The organism is Leptothoe sp. PORK10 BA2 (genome assembly GCF_034932105.1).
GTDB lineage: Bacteria > Cyanobacteriota > Cyanobacteriia > Phormidesmidales > Phormidesmidaceae > Leptothoe.
Window position 1 is genome coordinate 15665 of record NZ_JAYGIG010000009.1, and the last position, 15654, is coordinate 31318.

Here is a 15654-nt window from a genome sequence, read left to right on the forward strand (position 1 = left end):
ATTTTGGGATTTGATCAATCAGCGGGAGCCATCATAGGTACCCTTGGGGGGTACTATGGTCAATCTCAAGGACACGATAAACTGAGACCAACCAATCTGCATGAATATGCTCCATGCGATTAGATATCAGGGAACTCAATCTAGGTTCAGATTCTGCCGAGCGGGACATTAATCTCGGTTTGGCAGAATATTTTTATCCCAACGCCACGTATCAGAAGTTTCTGAGCGGTCGTAAGACTATTTTGGTGGGCAATCGGGGGGCGGGGAAAAGTGCCATTTTTAAGTACATTGCGACTACAGAAGCTCGCAAAGGAAACCTGATCCTCGAGCTATCTCCGGAGGAATATTCCTATGAGCTACTTTCGGATCACCTTGCCAGTGAGGAAGATGGATCTTGGCGGAAGCAAAGTGCTTACTCGGTAGCCTGGCAGTATTTACTCTATACGTTAATTTTCAAAAGCATTGCCCAAACGAAGCGGGGGCTATTGCTGGGGGCGACTAAAAATATTTATGACTATGTGACCCGGCAAAACCTATTTCAGCAAACCAGTTCTATCATTACGCTGGTCGATTATCTCAAACGCATTGAACAGGTCAAAACCAGCTCTAAGGCGGGGGGGCTGCGCAGCCAAGAACTCCAGGCACTCTACAGTCTAGATGAAATTAAAACCCTGTTGCCCAGTCTGCAAACGGTGCTGCAAAATACCAAGATCAAGGTGCTGATTGATGAGCTAGATAAGGGGTGGGACAATTCGGAAGATGCCAAGTTTTTTATTGCTGGATTATTCCAAGCGACTCAAAAGCTCAATTTGATCAGTCCCAATTTGCGGGTGTATATTTCGATTCGGCAGGAGCTGTTTGATAACATTCCTCAGATTTACGAGGATGCTCAGAAAATTCGCGAAGATGTGGAGGTGATCCGGTGGGGCAGAAATGAACTACTGGAGCTGATCGCTCGCCGTATTGCCCATTCCTTTCCCCAGGCAACGCAGTTGGATGCCCTCAAGCTTTGGCAGTCCATCTTCGTCGGCCAGATGAAGTCTAGTGGGACAGAAACCTTAGACTATATTATTGACCGTACCCAGCTGCGTCCCCGGGAGTTACTGCAGTTTTGTAAACTCTGTGCTGAGCGGATTGAGTATTCTTTGGCGGGTCGGCGGATTGATGAGGTTGCGATCGCAACCGCCGAAGAAGCCTACTCTGAACAAAAAATCCGCGACCTCGCCTCAGAGTATCGATTTCACTATCCCCACCTACTCGATGTATTCGAAGTCTTTCGAGGCAAACGCAGCCAATACAAAAAGGAAGACCTGGACTATTTACTCTTAGCCATCGTTTGTGGGGAGTATGATGTCGAACGAGCCGCCACCTGGGTCTCTGACATGGACTACCTCGAACTCAAACAGATGCTCTGGAAAATTGGCTTTCTTAAAGCCTGGGTCCCCCACCGCACCAACCGACGCACCAGCCTTGCCGGGGCCTATTTGGGCCACTACGAAGTACCCACCATCAACCTGGAAAATATCGAGCGCTTTCGCATTCATCCAGCCTGCACTAGCTTTCTCCACCTAAAAGAGTCATCACCCTAGACTCCCCCAGCCGGTAAAATCACTCTATGAAATGGAGATCCACTCGCCCAGACCACCCCGTTGAACGCTGGATGCAATCGGTGCCCACATGGGTAGTGGCAACTTTAGCCGTCATCGCCCTGCTCGCTCTAAAGGTGCTAGCAGTGGCTCCCGACATCCAACAGACCCTGGCCCCCCAAGTCCAATCGCAACAGTGGAAAGTCCTCAGCACCCTGCTCAGTGATATCGAATCAATCGCCGCTGTGATCGCCGTTATCCTCTATCTCAAAGGGGCCCCTGATCGGCGGGCACAGCGGCACTATGATGCCTGGCGCGTGATCGATCTGGCCGCAGCCAATCAGATGTCCGTCAGTTATGCCCGATATCAAGCCCTAGAAGAACTGCATCGAGATGGTCGGTCTCTCCAAAGGCTAGAAGCCTCTAATGCAAACCTAGCTGAAATTGAACTCCCCCAGGCAGATCTCCGATACTGCAACCTAAGCCTGGCTAACCTGAGCAAGGCCAATCTCAGGGGAGCGAATCTTCAAGGGGCTGACCTCAGGGCGACTGACTTGCAATATGCCAACTTGAGGGGAGCCAACTTACAGGGCAGTAACTTACAGGGAGCCAACCTACGCAATGCCGAACTATGGGAAGTCAACTGGTGGGATGCGGACCTCAGCGAAGCGGAACTCCGGTGGGCAGATGTCCACATTGAAGATCTAGAAGGCGCACGTCTATGCCGGACGATTATGCCTGATGGTCAGCAACTGGATCGAGACTGTGCGGAACAGCGATCCCATGATTAAATCTGCCGCCCATCCCTAAGGGGTAATCTGCCTGGGTGATTAAACAATATAATTATGTGAATTTACGTAAAAGATAGGTCCTCCCTGGGTGACAGACCCCCATACACTATGGTCAAAATTACCTAGATCTCACAACGTCCATATCCAGGACAAAGACATTGCTGATCCTCGGGATGATTGAATCTGAAAAAATTTGCCATGGGGCTCTTTTTGCTCGATCGATTTATCCTCTCAATCAGTAACAGCCAGAAACACCGGCCTGGCGGGCTCAATCCCGATGGAATCGAAGGATACTATGGCCGATGGATGGGGAGATACCCCAGGTGCATCTCCGAGAGAATTAGTCCTCCCCAGGCAATATGCACCCGCTAGTCATCTGAACAGAGCCGGTGCCAAGCTTCGGGGTGCTAACTTTAGTGGCGAAAATCTCGCTCGGGCGAATTTCACCAGGGCCGATTTAAGGGGAGCCAATCTGGAGCGAGCCCAGCTGATATCTGCCCGCATGGCCGATATCAATCTGAGTGGAGCCAGCTTGGCCCACGCCAATTTAGCCGCTGCTAGTCTCCGACGAGGTAATTTACTGGGGGCCGTCTTAATGTGGGCCAACCTGACTCAGGCCAACCTGGCTCAGGCTAATTTAGGGGGTGCAAACCTCACCGAAGCTGAGCTGGATGAAGCGAATCTAACTGAGTCTGATCTCAGTAACACCATGCTGCGACGGGCACGTTTGGTGGGGGCAAATCTCACCCGGGCCCACATGCATCGGGTGCATGCCAATGGGGGCGAACTCTACGGTATTAAAGGCCACGGTGCTCAGCTATATCAGGCCCATCTGCAGGCATGCGATTTACGCCAAGCAGATTTGACCCAGGCCAATCTCACCCAGGCCGATTTGACGAGTGCTAATCTCAACCAGGCTAATCTAACCGGCGCTAATGGCACCGGTGCCACGTTCCAAAAGGCGAATTTAACTTGGGCTAACTTGACCCACACCACATTGACCGCCGTCAATTTTCAACAGGCGATCCTGGACCATGCAGTCCTGATTAAAACTGAACTATCAGGGGCAAATTTTTACGGTGCCCGTTTAGACCATGCCACGATCCAAGGCAGTCACCTCCGGGGGGTGCTCTGGCATCGGACTTCGGTCCAGGGAACGGTGTTTTGTAATGTGGTGGGGCTGACAGGGTTAGAGAAAGCTTGGTTGCGATCGCAGGGCGCGATCATCCACTAATCCTTAACCAAGGGCTCATAATCCGATACACCGTTCCCTGCACCGTTGGCTGCCCCAAGCGTTCTAAGCTTCTCGGCAACGCCTCAAACTCAAACCCTTGGTCCCTCAGAGATTGCTGAAATTCCTGTTTGTGGGGACGGTCCGGATCCGACAGCCAGCATTCACCCCCCGGTGTTAACACCGTCGCCATGAGCTGAATCAACGGGGCAATGTTGCGCGCTTCGTAGATTACATCGGCCGCTAATATCAAAGGCACTTTTAGATCGTTCGGTGGGCAGCGCCAGTCCAAGGGCAGCGTGCGAAACTGTTCAAACCCATTCAGCCGAGCATTGCGCGCGGCAAACCCCAATGCCGCCACATCATAGTCACTGAAGACCACCTCCATCCCCAAGGCTAGGGCCACCAACCCCGGCAGTCCTAGCCCACAACCCACTTCTAATACCTGCATCTCGGTGGACCAAGCCCGTTGGGCAATGGCCTCTCCCAGCATCAACGCCGACGGCCATAGCTCCGCCCAGTAGGGCATATATTCATCCTGGTCAAAGGCCGCATAGGTGGTGGGGTGATCCAACAGCACGTCAATACTCACGGGGAGCATTAGGCGAAACTGTCGGGGAGTCTTCCCCTTAAAGGGAATAGCCACCAGCTGTTCAGTTGTCTCCGATAACACCTCGTCCGGTGTTGTGTGCAAAAATGGCCCAGACGTCATGCCACCGCTTCACTGGTAACCACCGCTGCGGAGGCCAGCTCCAACCGGATAAAATCCTGTCGTGGATTGGCATGGACCACCCGGACATCGAAGCGCTCTCCCAGAAGCGGTGGCGTGTCAAATCGCATGGCCAGCTCCAAGCCCAAATCCTCAATAATGACTAATCCCAAATTTTCATGCTCCCGCAGCCACCTGAGCAGCATCACGGCCCAAGTATGGTTGCCTTCGCGGCGCAAAAATTCTAACGCCCAGTAGCGTTTAGTTTGGCGTTCTACCGTCACCGCCTCATAGGCTGCCGTGGACACGCCCTGGGTAAGTTCTGTCATTTCTTCCGGAGAAAATGGCAAACTATCTCCCCGCAGATGGGCCTTGAGCTGAAAATGGGCCAGCAAGTCGGTATACCGACGGATGGGCGAGGTGACCTGGCTGTAGAAATCCAACCCCAACGTGGCGTGGCGAGCCGGACTAATACCCATCTCACTCCGGGGCATACAACGGCGAATGGCCGAGTCCCTGACCCAGCCTGACGGGAGCTGCAATAACTCATTATCCGAGGGGAGTTCTGGTTCCGGCTGACTGCGGAATGGCATCGCCAGGGCATGGGCCTCACCATAACGAGCCGCCACTTCCCCGGTCAAAATCATCATTTCTGCGACGGTTTGACGCGATAGGGAATTTTCCAACACATCAATCGTAATTTGTTCATCGATCACCTTAATCGATGACTCTGGCATATTGATGGAAATCGCCCCTTGGGACTTACGCCAATCCCGCCGTTTTTTGGCCCATTCAGCAATGGCATTCAGCTCTGGTTCTGCCTTGAGACCCAACTCCAACATTTCATCCACGTCTTCGTAGGTCAGCCGATAGGTGGGTTTGATCAGGCTGGTGGAAATTTCATACTCGTCAACGGCCCCCGCATCACTTAGGACGATGCCAAAACTCAAGGCACAGCACACCTCGCCCTGGCGCAGACTCATGGGGCCGGTGGCCAAAGCCTCAGGAAACATGGGAATCATACCCGTGGGCAAATAGACCGTTGTGCAGCGGCGACGTGCTTCTAGGTCAATATCATCCCCTGGCAATAGCCATCGGGTGGGGTCTGCAATGTGGACCCAAATGCGTGCCCGACCGTCACTTAAGGTTTCTAAACTGAGCCCATCATCGATTTCACGCGTGCTCTCATCATCAATGGTGTAGACCTTGAGATGGGTCAAATCCAACCGGTCCGCATCTGCATCCGGGGGCGGATTATCGATACGCTGCTGCACCATGACACTAATCTCATCAGGAATTTGGATGGGAATTTGGCTACGCCGCAGCGCTAAGTTTTCGTGGGGACTCCACAATCTAAGATCCACCAACAGCTGAAACGCCTCTTCAGCTCCCAAGCCATAGCCTAGAGCTTTTAAAATGTCCTGGGCGGCTACTTTTTGGGAGCAATCTTCCCCTAGGGTCGCGTAGCGTTCTAACAGGTCTAAACGAGAACGATCCGTTTTTTCCCATTCTACAGAACCAGGGGAGTCCGATGTCTCGGAGGACTGGTGGGCAGCGAGTGCTTGTTGCGATCGCAACAAAAAACCTTCCCACTCTAACTTTTGAGCCGCCTCGCGGGTCTGCTGATGGCGAACCTCATCCACCTGCTTGACCGAACGGGGCTCATAGCGATCACCCTTACGCTTAAAAAAAATCTTGTCGTTCGTAAGCAAACAATGGGCCGCGTAACACAGCGATGGTGACTGCTCTGAAAATAACAACAATGCCAAAGAAGCTGGGTCGGTCAACTCTCCAGCTTCATGCAAAAATTCCCAGGCAACCTCTAGGTTATCTGAATCCAGATTCGGCTCCACCTCAGCCAGAAAAGCAGCTATATCCGAAGACTGATAGCTGCCATTCTCAATCGTGTAGGTAATCTGACGAGGATGTAAAACATGGGGATGACCACTACCATCGACCACCACCCAGTTTTTTTTACCTTCTGGGCGATCGGCCACCCCCAATCGAGGGAGTCCCTGCACCTTAAACTCGATCAGCGTTCCCTTTTCCACCCACCTAGATCCTTGGCTTTGGGGTTTATAGTCGACATTACCGTAGCCCTAGAACCCTTAGGACGTGCCATAGGGACAGAACTCAGTTAATAGCGGTGAGTCTAGCGCCTAACCTTCGGTGTTAACGTAGGGCAGTAGTGCCAGTATGCGTGCACGCTTAATTGCAACGGTTAAATCTCGCTGCTGCTTAGCTGTCAAACCCGTGATCCGACGGGGTAAGATTTTTCCCCGCTCCGTAATAAACTTACGCAACAGATCAACATCCTTATAATCAATCTTTTCCTCGGGCTTAATAGGTGATACCCGACGGCGAAAATAGGCCATAGTGCTAGATTACTTAATCTCTTTGTGAACAGTGTGGGTGTTGCAATGGGTGCAGAACTTTTTCAGCTCTAATCGACCGGTGGTATTCCGACGATTCTTTTGAGTGGTATAGCGGGAAACCCCTTTAGACCGCTTGTTGGGGTTACTACGGCACTCCGTACACTCCAACGTAATAATAATGCGAACGCCTTTAGCCATGATCGATGGTGCTAGCTAGCAAGAATTTTGACATAGGGGATCTATAATGTCACACCGCTATGGACAGATGCAAGTCATAGAAAATCAGTTTTGCCCTCACAGGTTGCAATTAAGATCGCAAAGCCCAACATAGCAATGGTTTGAACTATGTTGGGCTTTTCTAGATTGAGACTGTCGCAAAGGCTGTTGAACATAGATCGGTTCATCGTCAACAGCCGCCTATTTAACTCGCCAAGTGCATCGATACCACCTCAGCCAAGGCATCTGTCCAATGGTCAACCAGAGCAGCATCAGCCGCTTCCACCATGACTCGGATCAACGGCTCAGTGCCCGATGCCCGCACCAGTACTCGACCCTGCTCACCCATGGCCGACTCAGCTTTCATAATTGCCTGCTGCAAAGGCTCACAGCCTTCCCATTGAAGACGCGCCTCACGACTTTCCACCCGAATATTTTTCAATCTTTGGGGGTATGGAGCAAAGCTTTGGTCCAGCAGATCGGGTAGGCAGCAATCAGCACGTTTTAGCCAATCAGCCAGATGGAGGGCCGTGAGAATGCCATCTCCAGTGAGGCTATAGTGATGACACAGAATATGGCCCGATTGTTCGCCACCGAGCATAGCGCCCCGAGCAATCATTTCTGCATTCACATATTGATCCCCGACCTGGGTGCGCACCAAGGTTCCCCCTAGGTTTTCCCAGGCCCGCTCAAAGCCTAAGTTGGCCATCACCGTCGAAATAATCGTATCGTCAGGCAACTGCCCCTGCTGTTTCAGGGTTTGGCCCCAAAAGTACAGAATATAGTCACCATCCACCACCCGGCCTTGACTGTCCACAGCCATTACCCGATCGGCATCCCCATCAAACGCAAACCCGATATCAGCATTATGTTCACTGACCGCTGCCTGCAGGGGTGCTAAATGGGTGGACCCACAGTTCACGTTGATCCGATTGCCATCGGCCCGGCCATGAATCACAATCACTTCTGCCCCCGTGGCCTCAAACACCTTCTGGGCCACACCAGCTGCTGCACCCCAGGCGAGATCTAAGACAATGCGCATGCCGCTTAAATGGGCCTGGGTAGGAAACGGCTGGTGTAAAAAGTCAACATAACGCTCCACCAGTTCAGGGCGTTGATAGGTTTTACCCCATTGGTTCCCAGGACTAAACGCACCCGCACAAGAGCCTTGGCGCAAGGCCTGTTCAATCTGCCCTTGGATTACCTTTTCTAATTTGGTGCCATTCGCCCCAAAAAATTTAATGCCGTTGTCAGCGGGTGGATTATGACTTGCTGAAATCATAATGCCACCAGCCGTATTCACGTCAGCTGCCATGTAAGCCACAGCCGCCGTTGGGCAGAGTCCCATATCCCAAACTTCTAACCCCGCCGAGGTCAGGCCCGCGGACAAAGCTGCCGCAATCATCGGGCTAGAGTTGCGGGAGTCTTGGCCGATCACAATCGCTCCCGGTTGCTGCTGACGCATAATTTGCCCCGCCCAAAAACCAACCTGTAGGGCCAGGGGAGCTGTGAGCAATTCCCCCGCTCGACTACGAATTCCATCGGTTCCAAATAGGGGGGTGGTGGGTAAATCTAGGGGCTGCCAACCGTTACCAAAGTCAGCCTGCGGAAATCTAAGCGAAGACGCTACCATACTTGACACTCCAAACGACACTCACTCACAGTGGAGAATAACATCTGTAAGTTTATGTAGATTTAAGGATTCCTATAGTCTGCTATGACTGATTCCGTAAATTCGTCGATCTCTATCCATCAGCCAACTGAATTTTGGCTGGGGGTTGAGCAGTTTAACCAACGAAACTACTACGCTTGTCACGACACCCTAGAAGCCATTTGGATAGATGCAAAAGTCAGTGAGCAAGGGTTTTATCAGGGTATTCTCCAAATCGCTGTCGGGTTTTACCATCTAGGTAATCTGAACTGGCGAGGATCGGCCATTTTACTGGGGGAGGGGAGTCATCGCCTCGATGCCTATGGAGATGTCCATGGCGGCATTAATGTTACTGATTTAGCCACCCAATCCCTAGACTGGCTTACGGCCTTACAGGCAACGGGGCCTGACCAAATCCAACAGCTAGCGTCTGTTTTATCGGGCTTACCCCTCGCATCAGAACCCTATAGGTTGGCAAGTGGGGAAACGTTAATTCCACCCACAATTCATCTGGCATAACTTAGTGGATCGGGTGCAGCTCAGTCACAACCCTAGGGTTGGCCGTAACCCTGGCACAACCTGACGGATATACTTACGTATAGATAAGTTCAGTCCAGTTAGGGCATAGTTTACGGAGATAGTCGCGGAGACAGTCATGGAACTGGGCGAGAACTTGACGCTGATGAAACCATCAACGGTTAAATTAGGTAATGGGCAGTAGCAAAAGGCTTAGCATGGTTCTACAGCGAGGACACAAGTTTAGATCCCGTTTCCCAAAACGTCTCCGGTATCTTGGTGCTGGAGTCTGGGCATTATTTTTAGTAGCTGCTAATTTAGTCACCCCTTCCCAGGCCCAATCCGGGGGCTCCATTAAGCTCCGTGCCGATGTTCAAGAAGCTGATGCCAATACGGGCATTATCACCGCCCGGGGCAATGTCAAGATTGACTATCCTGAAGAGGCAATTTATGCTACATCGGCTCAGGCTCAGTACTACAGCCGTGAACGGCGCATCATTCTGACGGGAAATGTATTTGTGCAGCAAGAGGCTAATACTCTACAGGCTGAAGTTGTCACCTATTTAATTGATCAGGGGAGGTTCGTTGCCACGCCCAACGCTAACGAGCAGGTGGAATCAGTGTATGTTCTTCCCGAGCCCACTGATGAGCCCGCTGCGGCTCCCGAACCTGAACCTTTGACACCACTGCCAGTGCTGCCCGAGGAACTGCCTGATTTTGCTATCCCCACCGATGAATAGATGCTGTCTCCTGCGATTGATTCCTCTTCCGATATCGTAACTGCACCGGAAGCTGTGTTGGCTTTGGAAAATGTGCATAAGGCCTACGGTAAGCGTACGATTGTCCGGGGAGTGAGCCTATCGGTAGCCCGTGGCGAAATCGTCGGTTTGCTGGGGCCCAATGGAGCGGGGAAGACGACTACCTTTTATATGGCTACCGGTTTGGAACATCCTGATCAGGGTGCTGTACGCCTAGATAGTCGGGACATTACAAACCTTTCCATACATGAGCGTGCCCGCCTAGGGATTGGCTATTTAGCTCAAGAAGCGAGTATTTTTCGCAATCTGACGGTCGAGGATAATATTCGTTTGGTGATGGAGCAAACTCGCGTACCTCGCCATGAACGGGCCGATCGCCTAGCGAAATTAATGGGGGAATTCCGTCTGGAAAAAGTGGCTCATACGTTGGGTATTCAAGTATCTGGGGGTGAGCGCCGTCGCACAGAACTAGCCCGCGCATTGGCTTCTGGCAAGCAGGGGCCCACATTTTTGTTTCTGGATGAACCCTTTGCTGGGGTAGATCCGATTGCTGTTTCCGAAATTCAGCAAATTGTTTCCAAACTCCGCGATCGCAACATGGGTATCCTGATTACCGATCACAATGTCCGTGAAACCCTGCGCATTATTGATCGAGCTTACATCATGAGCGATGGTCGCATCTTGGCCTACGGTAGTGCCGAGGATCTGGCCAACAATCCCCTAGTGCGTGAGCATTATCTAGGAGACGACTTTCAGCTGTGACCCTCAGGTGCTAACCCCCAGGCGCTAGCTCCCAGCCCCTTCCGATTTTCTGTTTGCCCCCAACCCTATCGGTACCGATCGATTTATGGCCTCCTCTTCCCAGCCTAATGCCTCTAGTTTTGGCTTTCCTTGGTGGCCAACCCTATCGATTATGGATCGATACATTGCCCAGGAGCTGGCCCTCCCTTTTCTGTTTGGTGTGGGTGCTTTTTCATCCATTTTGGTCTCCGTCGGCGCCCTGTTTGATCTGATTCGTAAAATCACCGAATCGGGTTTGGAAGTCAGCCTGGCAATGCAGATATTTGTCCTAAAAATGCCTGAGTTTGTGGTGTTGGCATTTCCCATGTCAACCTTGCTCGCCACCATGATGACCTACAGTCGCTTTTCAAGCGATAGTGAACTGACCGCACTGCGGGGCTGTGGGGTCAGTGTTCGCCGCATCATTGCCCCAGCCCTAGTGCTGAGCATGCTGATCACCGGTCTTACCTTTGTTTTCAATGAGGTGATTACCCCCGCTGCTAACTATCGGGCGAAGGTCATGTTGGACCAGGCCTTTAACTCCGAGAAACCGCCTTTCCGAGAGCGGAACATTATGTATCAGGAGTATCAACAGGCAGAGGACGGCAGCGGCAAAGAATTGGGCCGTCTATTCTATGCTCGGCGATTTAATGGCGAAGAAATGCAGGGGCTGACCATTCTCGATTTTTCCCAAACTGGCCTAGAGCAAGTAGTCAGTGCAGAATCTGCCACCTGGAATTTTGTCGATAACGTGTGGACATTTTTTAATGGCACTATCTACGCCATTTCCCCCGATGGTTCCTTCGGCCACATTGTGACCTTTGATCGCCAGGATCTAAATTTACCCCGCACGCCTCTAGATTTAGCCGCCCGCGGCAAAGACGATAACGAGATGAATATTGCGGAAACGCGGCAGCATCTCAATCAAATCGTGCGTAAGTCTGGCGATGACCGCAATATTCGCGTTTGGGAATTACGCCTGTACCAGCGTTATGCCCTGCCCTTTGTGTGCATCGTTTTTGGCATTGTTGGTTCTGCCGTGGGGATTCGTCCACAACGCACCGGTAAAGCCACCAGCTTTGGCATTAGTGTCGTGATTATCTTTGGCTATTACCTGATCAGCTTTATTGCGGATGCCCTTGGTAAAGTAGGCACTCTCCATCCGATGGCGGCGGCTTGGCTGGCACCGATACTTGGTCTGGTCGTCGGTAGTTTGCTGGTGTTGCAAGCGTCCAAGTAGCATTCAGACATTAGTGTCAGATAGTTTATTGATGTGTTTGTCCTGGTTATTCAACACCTGATTGATTGTTACTATTTCAACTCTGCAGCAAAGGACGGTGTATCAAAAAATATGCACCCTACTCAACCACACGTAGTCGCCCTTGGGTCAGTGCATCATAAATCTGATTGATCAACATTTTGTCATGGGCACTGATGTTATTACCAGAAAACATCGCCATCAAAACGCCCTGATCGGCGCGAGTAATACGGCGAGTTGCAAAGATCTTGGCAACCATTTCTTCCACCGATTGAATAGCCATAAAGGTTCACCCAAAAATTCAGAGAGACAGCATCGCACCCCAGCGACCAAAAACAGGTATAAAATAAAACGCACAACCTAGTTGTTTTACATAAACCAATCTATAGGGTCTGCTACAGACTCACATCCGTGGTATGCCGTATTTCAATTATTGAGCCTTGGCTGTCTCCTAATAAGTAATTATCCTCTGGTCATACAAATTCTTTAAACTGTCATTCACACATAAAAGAACATCAGTAAATGTACTGAGTGTTCACTGAGACATTCCAGCCCTATAAGGTTGAACCTACCTGTAGAAGGGACTTAGGGAGAAGCCTCAGCACATTAATCAAAAACTCCCTCTGCGAATTATTCGCAAAGGGAGTGGTCAAATCTTTCCCAATTTTGTCAGAGATTATCCGTAATTTCCCTAGGGGATTTTGTTGTAATGGACGTTCGGGATTTACGTATTCTTTACAACGTACCCATTGCCTCAAGGGGGTTTCAGTCCCGATTAAAAATCCAAGGGTATGGGTATGTTTACAACATCTTGATCGAAAACTTCAGTTTCCTGTCGCAGCCAACTCAGTCCGTCTAGTTGGCTGCGATTTTGGCTGCGATCAGTAACTAGACGGCTGCTAACTCAGGAGAAGGGCTCTTGCTATTCCGAATATTGGTAATCGCTTCAGCATAGTCCGGTGCGTTAAACACAGCAGAGCCAGCAACAACTGCATTAGCCCCGGCCTCCACTACTTGCCAAGTGTTATGAGCTTTCAGGCCACCATCCACTTCAATCCATGGATCGAGGCCACGGCTGTCACACATCTGACGTAGTTTACGAATTTTCGGCAACACTCCAGGGATAAATGATTGTCCTCCAAAGCCAGGATTCACACTCATAATCAGCACTAGATCACACAGTTCCAGTACATAATCGATTAGCTCTAAGGGTGTGGAAGGGTTAAGCACTACACCAGCCTGCTTACCCATATCGCGAATCCGGCTCAGGGTGCTATGTAAATGGGGAGATGCCGTATGCTCCGCATGGACTGAAATGATATCCGCCCCCGCTTCGGCAAATTCTTCGATATACTTTTCTGGCTCGACAATCATCAAGTGAACATCAAGGGGCTTTTGTGTCACTGGTCGCAACGCTTTCACGATTAAAGGGCCAATGGTGATGTTGGGCACAAAGCGACCATCCATCACATCAACATGAATCCAATCTGCACCGGCTGCATCAACTGCCCGAACTTCATCGCCCAGTCGACTAAAATCAGCAGATAAAATGGATGGGGAAATAACAACAGACTTTTTTGATTGAGTCATGGGGAACCCGCCTTGCGTAATCACCGTTAATGGTCACTATCGTAACAAAAACTTAGTATCAAAATTGTTACACGCTGTATTAGTTGATGCGATTCATTATTTCAACGTATATCTACGGGAGTCTTCATGGGAATTTTTCGGCATCTTTCTGATCAATCTAGCTACCTTCATCATCCCAAGCGAAGGTATTTATGGTCCTCCTTCGCCCTACTCATAGGCCTCGTCAGTGGAGTTCCGGCTTTAGCTCTGTCCATCTCGGTCGGGGCTGATGGGATTGATGCTCGTCGTTTGCACCAGTCTCCTTACAATCTGACTGGCAAAAAAATTGCTATTGGTCAGGTTGAAGGTGGACGCCCCGGACTCTTTGGTTTAGATAAATTAGCCATTCCTAATAATCCAGTCGCCGTTAATCAAGTTCTACAACTTGACGGGGTTGCAGTTTCTGATGAGTTTGTCGATAACCATGCTAATCATGTCGCTAGCGTCATGATCAGTCAGGACAAGCGACTGACAGGTGTTGCCCCTGATGCCACCTTATTTTCTGCATCCATTGGGCCGCTGACGGGAGAGCTGAGCGGTCAACCTCAAGAATGTTTGACCACTCAGCACATTGCCCTCCGCAATAGTGATGATGTGAGAGCCATCAACTTTAGCTTTGGTGAACCCCTCGTTAATGACCCCCGTCCCAATGCTAGCCTTGATGGCAATGCTCTTTTGACTCAGTGCATCGACTGGTCTAGCGCCTTTCATAAAGCTCTGTATGTCATTGCGGGGAATCAGGGGGGCGGCGGCATCCCCATTCCCACCGATAACTTTAATGGTATCAACGTTGCCTACTCAACTCAGGTAGACGGGCGCTTTGTCAAAATTGACTACGCTAATGCCAGTAGTGAACCTAGCTTTAGTCCCTCTGGGACAAGCGTGCCAGAATCTAATGTGGGGCCTAGACGTTCAATCAACTTGGTGGCCCCTGGAGATGACATTAGAATGTTGAATGTCGATGGGCAAGAAGTTTTGAGCAGCGGATCTAGCTTTGCAGCTCCCCATGTAGCGGCGACAGTTGCTTTATTGCAGGAATGGGGCGATCGCCAAATTCGTACGGCTGGCTGGCGATTGGATGCCCGTGAGCCCATGGTTATGAAAGCGGTCTTGCTCAATGCTGCAGATAAGTTAATGGATAATGGGGATGGTCAGAACCTGGGCATGGCCCGTACCCTACTGGATGAATTAAATCTTACTTGGATTGATTCCGATGCCTATCGTGATCCTAAAGTTCCGCTCCATCGAGAACTGGGTACAGGGCATCTCAATGCCTTTAGGGCTTACGAACAATTTAATGGTGGCCAATGGAGTCCTGGTAATGTAGCGGTTAAGGGCTGGGACTATAATGTCTTGGCCTTGTCTACGGCAGAGGCCTCACCGCAACAGCCTGCCCATGCAGACTACATCATCGACGAACCGCTCAACGCAGGGAGCTATTTTTCTGCGACCCTAGCCTGGGAGCGTCAGGTGTCATTGGCAGACAGCAACGGTAACCGCCTGTATGACATCGGGGAAGGCTTTGATGCCCAGGAGCTCAATAACCTAGACCTTTACCTGATGGCTGTCGATGAAAATGATATTTCCAAAAGCATTTGGTCTTCGGTCAGTGACGTCGATAGTGTGGAGCACATCTTTTACAAACTTCCCCAGACTGGTCGCTATAAACTGAGGGTTGTCTATCAACAACGGAGCACTGCCGAAAAACCACAATCGTATTCCCTAGCTTGGTGGGGGGCAGGGGCATCAACACCAACTATTAGCAGTACTCACCATGGGCAACATTCAAATTAACCACTACCCAAAGCCATCGGAGCTGGAGGCCATGGATGTGTATTCATGGCCCATCTGGCAAAAGGAAACGTCGGAATTTCCCTGGCACTATGGTCAAACAGAGACTTGTTATTTCCTCGCAGGTGCCGTCACCGTTACTCCGGAAGGTGGTGACCCTGTTTCCATGGGGCAAGGTGACTTAGTCACGTTTCCTGCGGGTATGAGCTGTGTCTGGTGTATAGAGGCTGCTGTCAAGAAACATTACTTATTTCACTAAAGTGCCCAGCCCTTAATGGGGGTTCTTTTTTGGGTGCTCACCATAAAAATGCCCCCTTGAATCGCAACTTCAAGGGGGCATTTTTACAAGTTCTACCATGGCGG

At 50.7% G+C, this 15654-nt stretch carries 16 protein-coding genes; 9 read left to right on the top strand and 7 right to left on the bottom strand.

Features of this window, described 5'->3' with window-relative positions; genetic code table 11:
• Nucleotides 1–113: 113 nt before the first annotated feature.
• From VB741_RS04150 to VB741_RS04160, 3 genes are all read left to right on the top strand, one after another.
• A complete protein-coding gene (locus VB741_RS04150; RefSeq protein ID WP_323363884.1) occupies nucleotides 114–1589 on the top strand; it encodes a P-loop ATPase, Sll1717 family in 1476 nt (491 codons plus the stop codon).
• A gap of 26 nt (nucleotides 1590–1615) precedes the next feature.
• Nucleotides 1616–2377 carry a pentapeptide repeat-containing protein gene (locus tag VB741_RS04155; RefSeq protein WP_323363885.1) on the top strand — a complete coding sequence of 254 codons (762 nt, stop codon included), beginning with the start codon at nucleotides 1616–1618 and terminating at the stop codon, nucleotides 2375–2377.
• 277 nt (nucleotides 2378–2654) lie between these two features.
• Nucleotides 2655–3611 (top strand): pentapeptide repeat-containing protein, encoded by a 957-nt coding sequence (locus tag VB741_RS04160; protein ID WP_323363886.1) that lies wholly within the window; start codon nucleotides 2655–2657, stop codon nucleotides 3609–3611.
• On the opposite strand, the gene VB741_RS04165 is transcribed toward VB741_RS04160, so the two are convergent.
• The 5 genes from VB741_RS04165 to glmM form a co-directional block, all read right to left on the bottom strand.
• On the bottom strand, nucleotides 3601–4320 hold the full coding sequence (locus VB741_RS04165) for a class I SAM-dependent methyltransferase (RefSeq protein WP_323363887.1): 720 nt from the start codon (nucleotides 4318–4320) through the stop codon (nucleotides 3601–3603). The genes VB741_RS04160 and VB741_RS04165 overlap by 11 nt on opposite strands.
• On the bottom strand, nucleotides 4317–6368 hold the full coding sequence (locus VB741_RS04170) for a ribonuclease catalytic domain-containing protein (protein WP_323363888.1): 2052 nt from the start codon (nucleotides 6366–6368) through the stop codon (nucleotides 4317–4319). The genes VB741_RS04165 and VB741_RS04170 overlap by 4 nt, the downstream gene beginning before the upstream one ends.
• A 108-nt stretch (nucleotides 6369–6476) precedes the next feature.
• Nucleotides 6477–6692 (bottom strand): 30S ribosomal protein S18, encoded by a 216-nt coding sequence (rpsR, locus tag VB741_RS04175; RefSeq protein WP_323363889.1) that lies wholly within the window; start codon nucleotides 6690–6692, stop codon nucleotides 6477–6479.
• A gap of 9 nt (nucleotides 6693–6701) precedes the next feature.
• Nucleotides 6702–6890, bottom strand: coding sequence for a 50S ribosomal protein L33 (gene rpmG, locus VB741_RS04180; RefSeq protein WP_006516708.1), 189 nt, complete (start codon nucleotides 6888–6890; stop codon nucleotides 6702–6704).
• A 223-nt stretch (nucleotides 6891–7113) separates the two neighbouring features.
• Nucleotides 7114–8541 carry a phosphoglucosamine mutase gene (glmM, locus tag VB741_RS04185; RefSeq protein WP_323363890.1) on the bottom strand — a complete coding sequence of 476 codons (1428 nt, stop codon included), beginning with the start codon at nucleotides 8539–8541 and terminating at the stop codon, nucleotides 7114–7116.
• Nucleotides 8542–8625: 84 nt separating this feature from the next.
• Between glmM and VB741_RS04190 the strand changes: the two genes are divergently transcribed.
• From VB741_RS04190 to VB741_RS04205, 4 genes are all read left to right on the top strand, one after another.
• Complete coding sequence (locus VB741_RS04190) at nucleotides 8626–9078, top strand: DUF309 domain-containing protein (RefSeq protein WP_323363891.1); 453 nt, start codon at nucleotides 8626–8628, stop codon at nucleotides 9076–9078.
• A 215-nt stretch (nucleotides 9079–9293) separates the two neighbouring features.
• Entirely contained in the window at nucleotides 9294–9815 is a 522-nt protein-coding gene (locus VB741_RS04195; protein WP_323363892.1) for an LptA/OstA family protein, read from the top strand.
• Nucleotides 9816–10595 (top strand): LPS export ABC transporter ATP-binding protein, encoded by a 780-nt coding sequence (gene lptB, locus VB741_RS04200; protein WP_323363893.1) that lies wholly within the window; start codon nucleotides 9816–9818, stop codon nucleotides 10593–10595.
• Between the two features lie 151 nt (nucleotides 10596–10746).
• Nucleotides 10747–11853, top strand: coding sequence for an LptF/LptG family permease (locus tag VB741_RS04205; RefSeq protein WP_442786288.1), 1107 nt, complete (start codon nucleotides 10747–10749; stop codon nucleotides 11851–11853).
• Between the two features lie 118 nt (nucleotides 11854–11971).
• On the opposite strand, the gene VB741_RS04210 is transcribed toward VB741_RS04205, so the two are convergent.
• Together VB741_RS04210 and rpe are read right to left on the bottom strand one after the other, a co-directional pair.
• On the bottom strand, nucleotides 11972–12154 hold the full coding sequence (locus VB741_RS04210; protein ID WP_323363895.1) for a hypothetical protein: 183 nt from the start codon (nucleotides 12152–12154) through the stop codon (nucleotides 11972–11974).
• A 605-nt stretch (nucleotides 12155–12759) separates the two neighbouring features.
• On the bottom strand, nucleotides 12760–13461 hold the full coding sequence (rpe, locus tag VB741_RS04215; RefSeq protein WP_323363896.1) for a ribulose-phosphate 3-epimerase: 702 nt from the start codon (nucleotides 13459–13461) through the stop codon (nucleotides 12760–12762).
• A 126-nt stretch (nucleotides 13462–13587) separates the two neighbouring features.
• On the opposite strand from rpe, the gene VB741_RS04220 reads away from it, so the two are divergent.
• Entirely contained in the window at nucleotides 13588–15294 is a 1707-nt protein-coding gene (locus VB741_RS04220) for a S8 family serine peptidase (protein ID WP_323363897.1), read from the top strand.
• Nucleotides 15275–15550: a cupin domain-containing protein gene (locus VB741_RS04225; protein WP_323363898.1), complete on the top strand. Its 276-nt coding sequence runs from the start codon at nucleotides 15275–15277 to the stop codon at nucleotides 15548–15550. The genes VB741_RS04220 and VB741_RS04225 overlap by 20 nt, the downstream gene beginning before the upstream one ends.
• Nucleotides 15551–15654: the final 104 nt, after the last annotated feature.

Excerpts from the sequence above, each read along its gene's own strand:
- VB741_RS04150 (WP_323363884.1), top strand. The coding sequence starts at position 114 with ATGCGATTAGATATCAGGGAACTCAATCTAGGTTCAGATTCTGCCGAG.
- VB741_RS04155 (WP_323363885.1), top strand. The coding sequence starts at position 1,616 with ATGAAATGGAGATCCACTCGCCCAGACCACCCCGTTGAACGCTGGATG.
- VB741_RS04160 (WP_323363886.1), top strand. The coding sequence starts at position 2,655 with ATGGAATCGAAGGATACTATGGCCGATGGATGGGGAGATACCCCAGGT.
- VB741_RS04165 (WP_323363887.1), bottom strand. The coding sequence starts at position 4,320 with ATGACGTCTGGGCCATTTTTGCACACAACACCGGACGAGGTGTTATCG.
- rpsR (WP_323363889.1), bottom strand. The coding sequence starts at position 6,692 with ATGGCCTATTTTCGCCGTCGGGTATCACCTATTAAGCCCGAGGAAAAG.
- rpmG (WP_006516708.1), bottom strand. The coding sequence starts at position 6,890 with ATGGCTAAAGGCGTTCGCATTATTATTACGTTGGAGTGTACGGAGTGC.
- glmM (WP_323363890.1), bottom strand. The coding sequence starts at position 8,541 with ATGGTAGCGTCTTCGCTTAGATTTCCGCAGGCTGACTTTGGTAACGGT.
- VB741_RS04190 (WP_323363891.1), top strand. The coding sequence starts at position 8,626 with ATGACTGATTCCGTAAATTCGTCGATCTCTATCCATCAGCCAACTGAA.
- VB741_RS04195 (WP_323363892.1), top strand. The coding sequence starts at position 9,294 with ATGGTTCTACAGCGAGGACACAAGTTTAGATCCCGTTTCCCAAAACGT.
- lptB (WP_323363893.1), top strand. The coding sequence starts at position 9,816 with ATGCTGTCTCCTGCGATTGATTCCTCTTCCGATATCGTAACTGCACCG.
- VB741_RS04205 (WP_442786288.1), top strand. The coding sequence starts at position 10,747 with ATGGATCGATACATTGCCCAGGAGCTGGCCCTCCCTTTTCTGTTTGGT.
- VB741_RS04210 (WP_323363895.1), bottom strand. The coding sequence starts at position 12,154 with ATGGCTATTCAATCGGTGGAAGAAATGGTTGCCAAGATCTTTGCAACT.
- rpe (WP_323363896.1), bottom strand. The coding sequence starts at position 13,461 with ATGACTCAATCAAAAAAGTCTGTTGTTATTTCCCCATCCATTTTATCT.
- VB741_RS04220 (WP_323363897.1), top strand. The coding sequence starts at position 13,588 with ATGGGAATTTTTCGGCATCTTTCTGATCAATCTAGCTACCTTCATCAT.
- VB741_RS04225 (WP_323363898.1), top strand. The coding sequence starts at position 15,275 with ATGGGCAACATTCAAATTAACCACTACCCAAAGCCATCGGAGCTGGAG.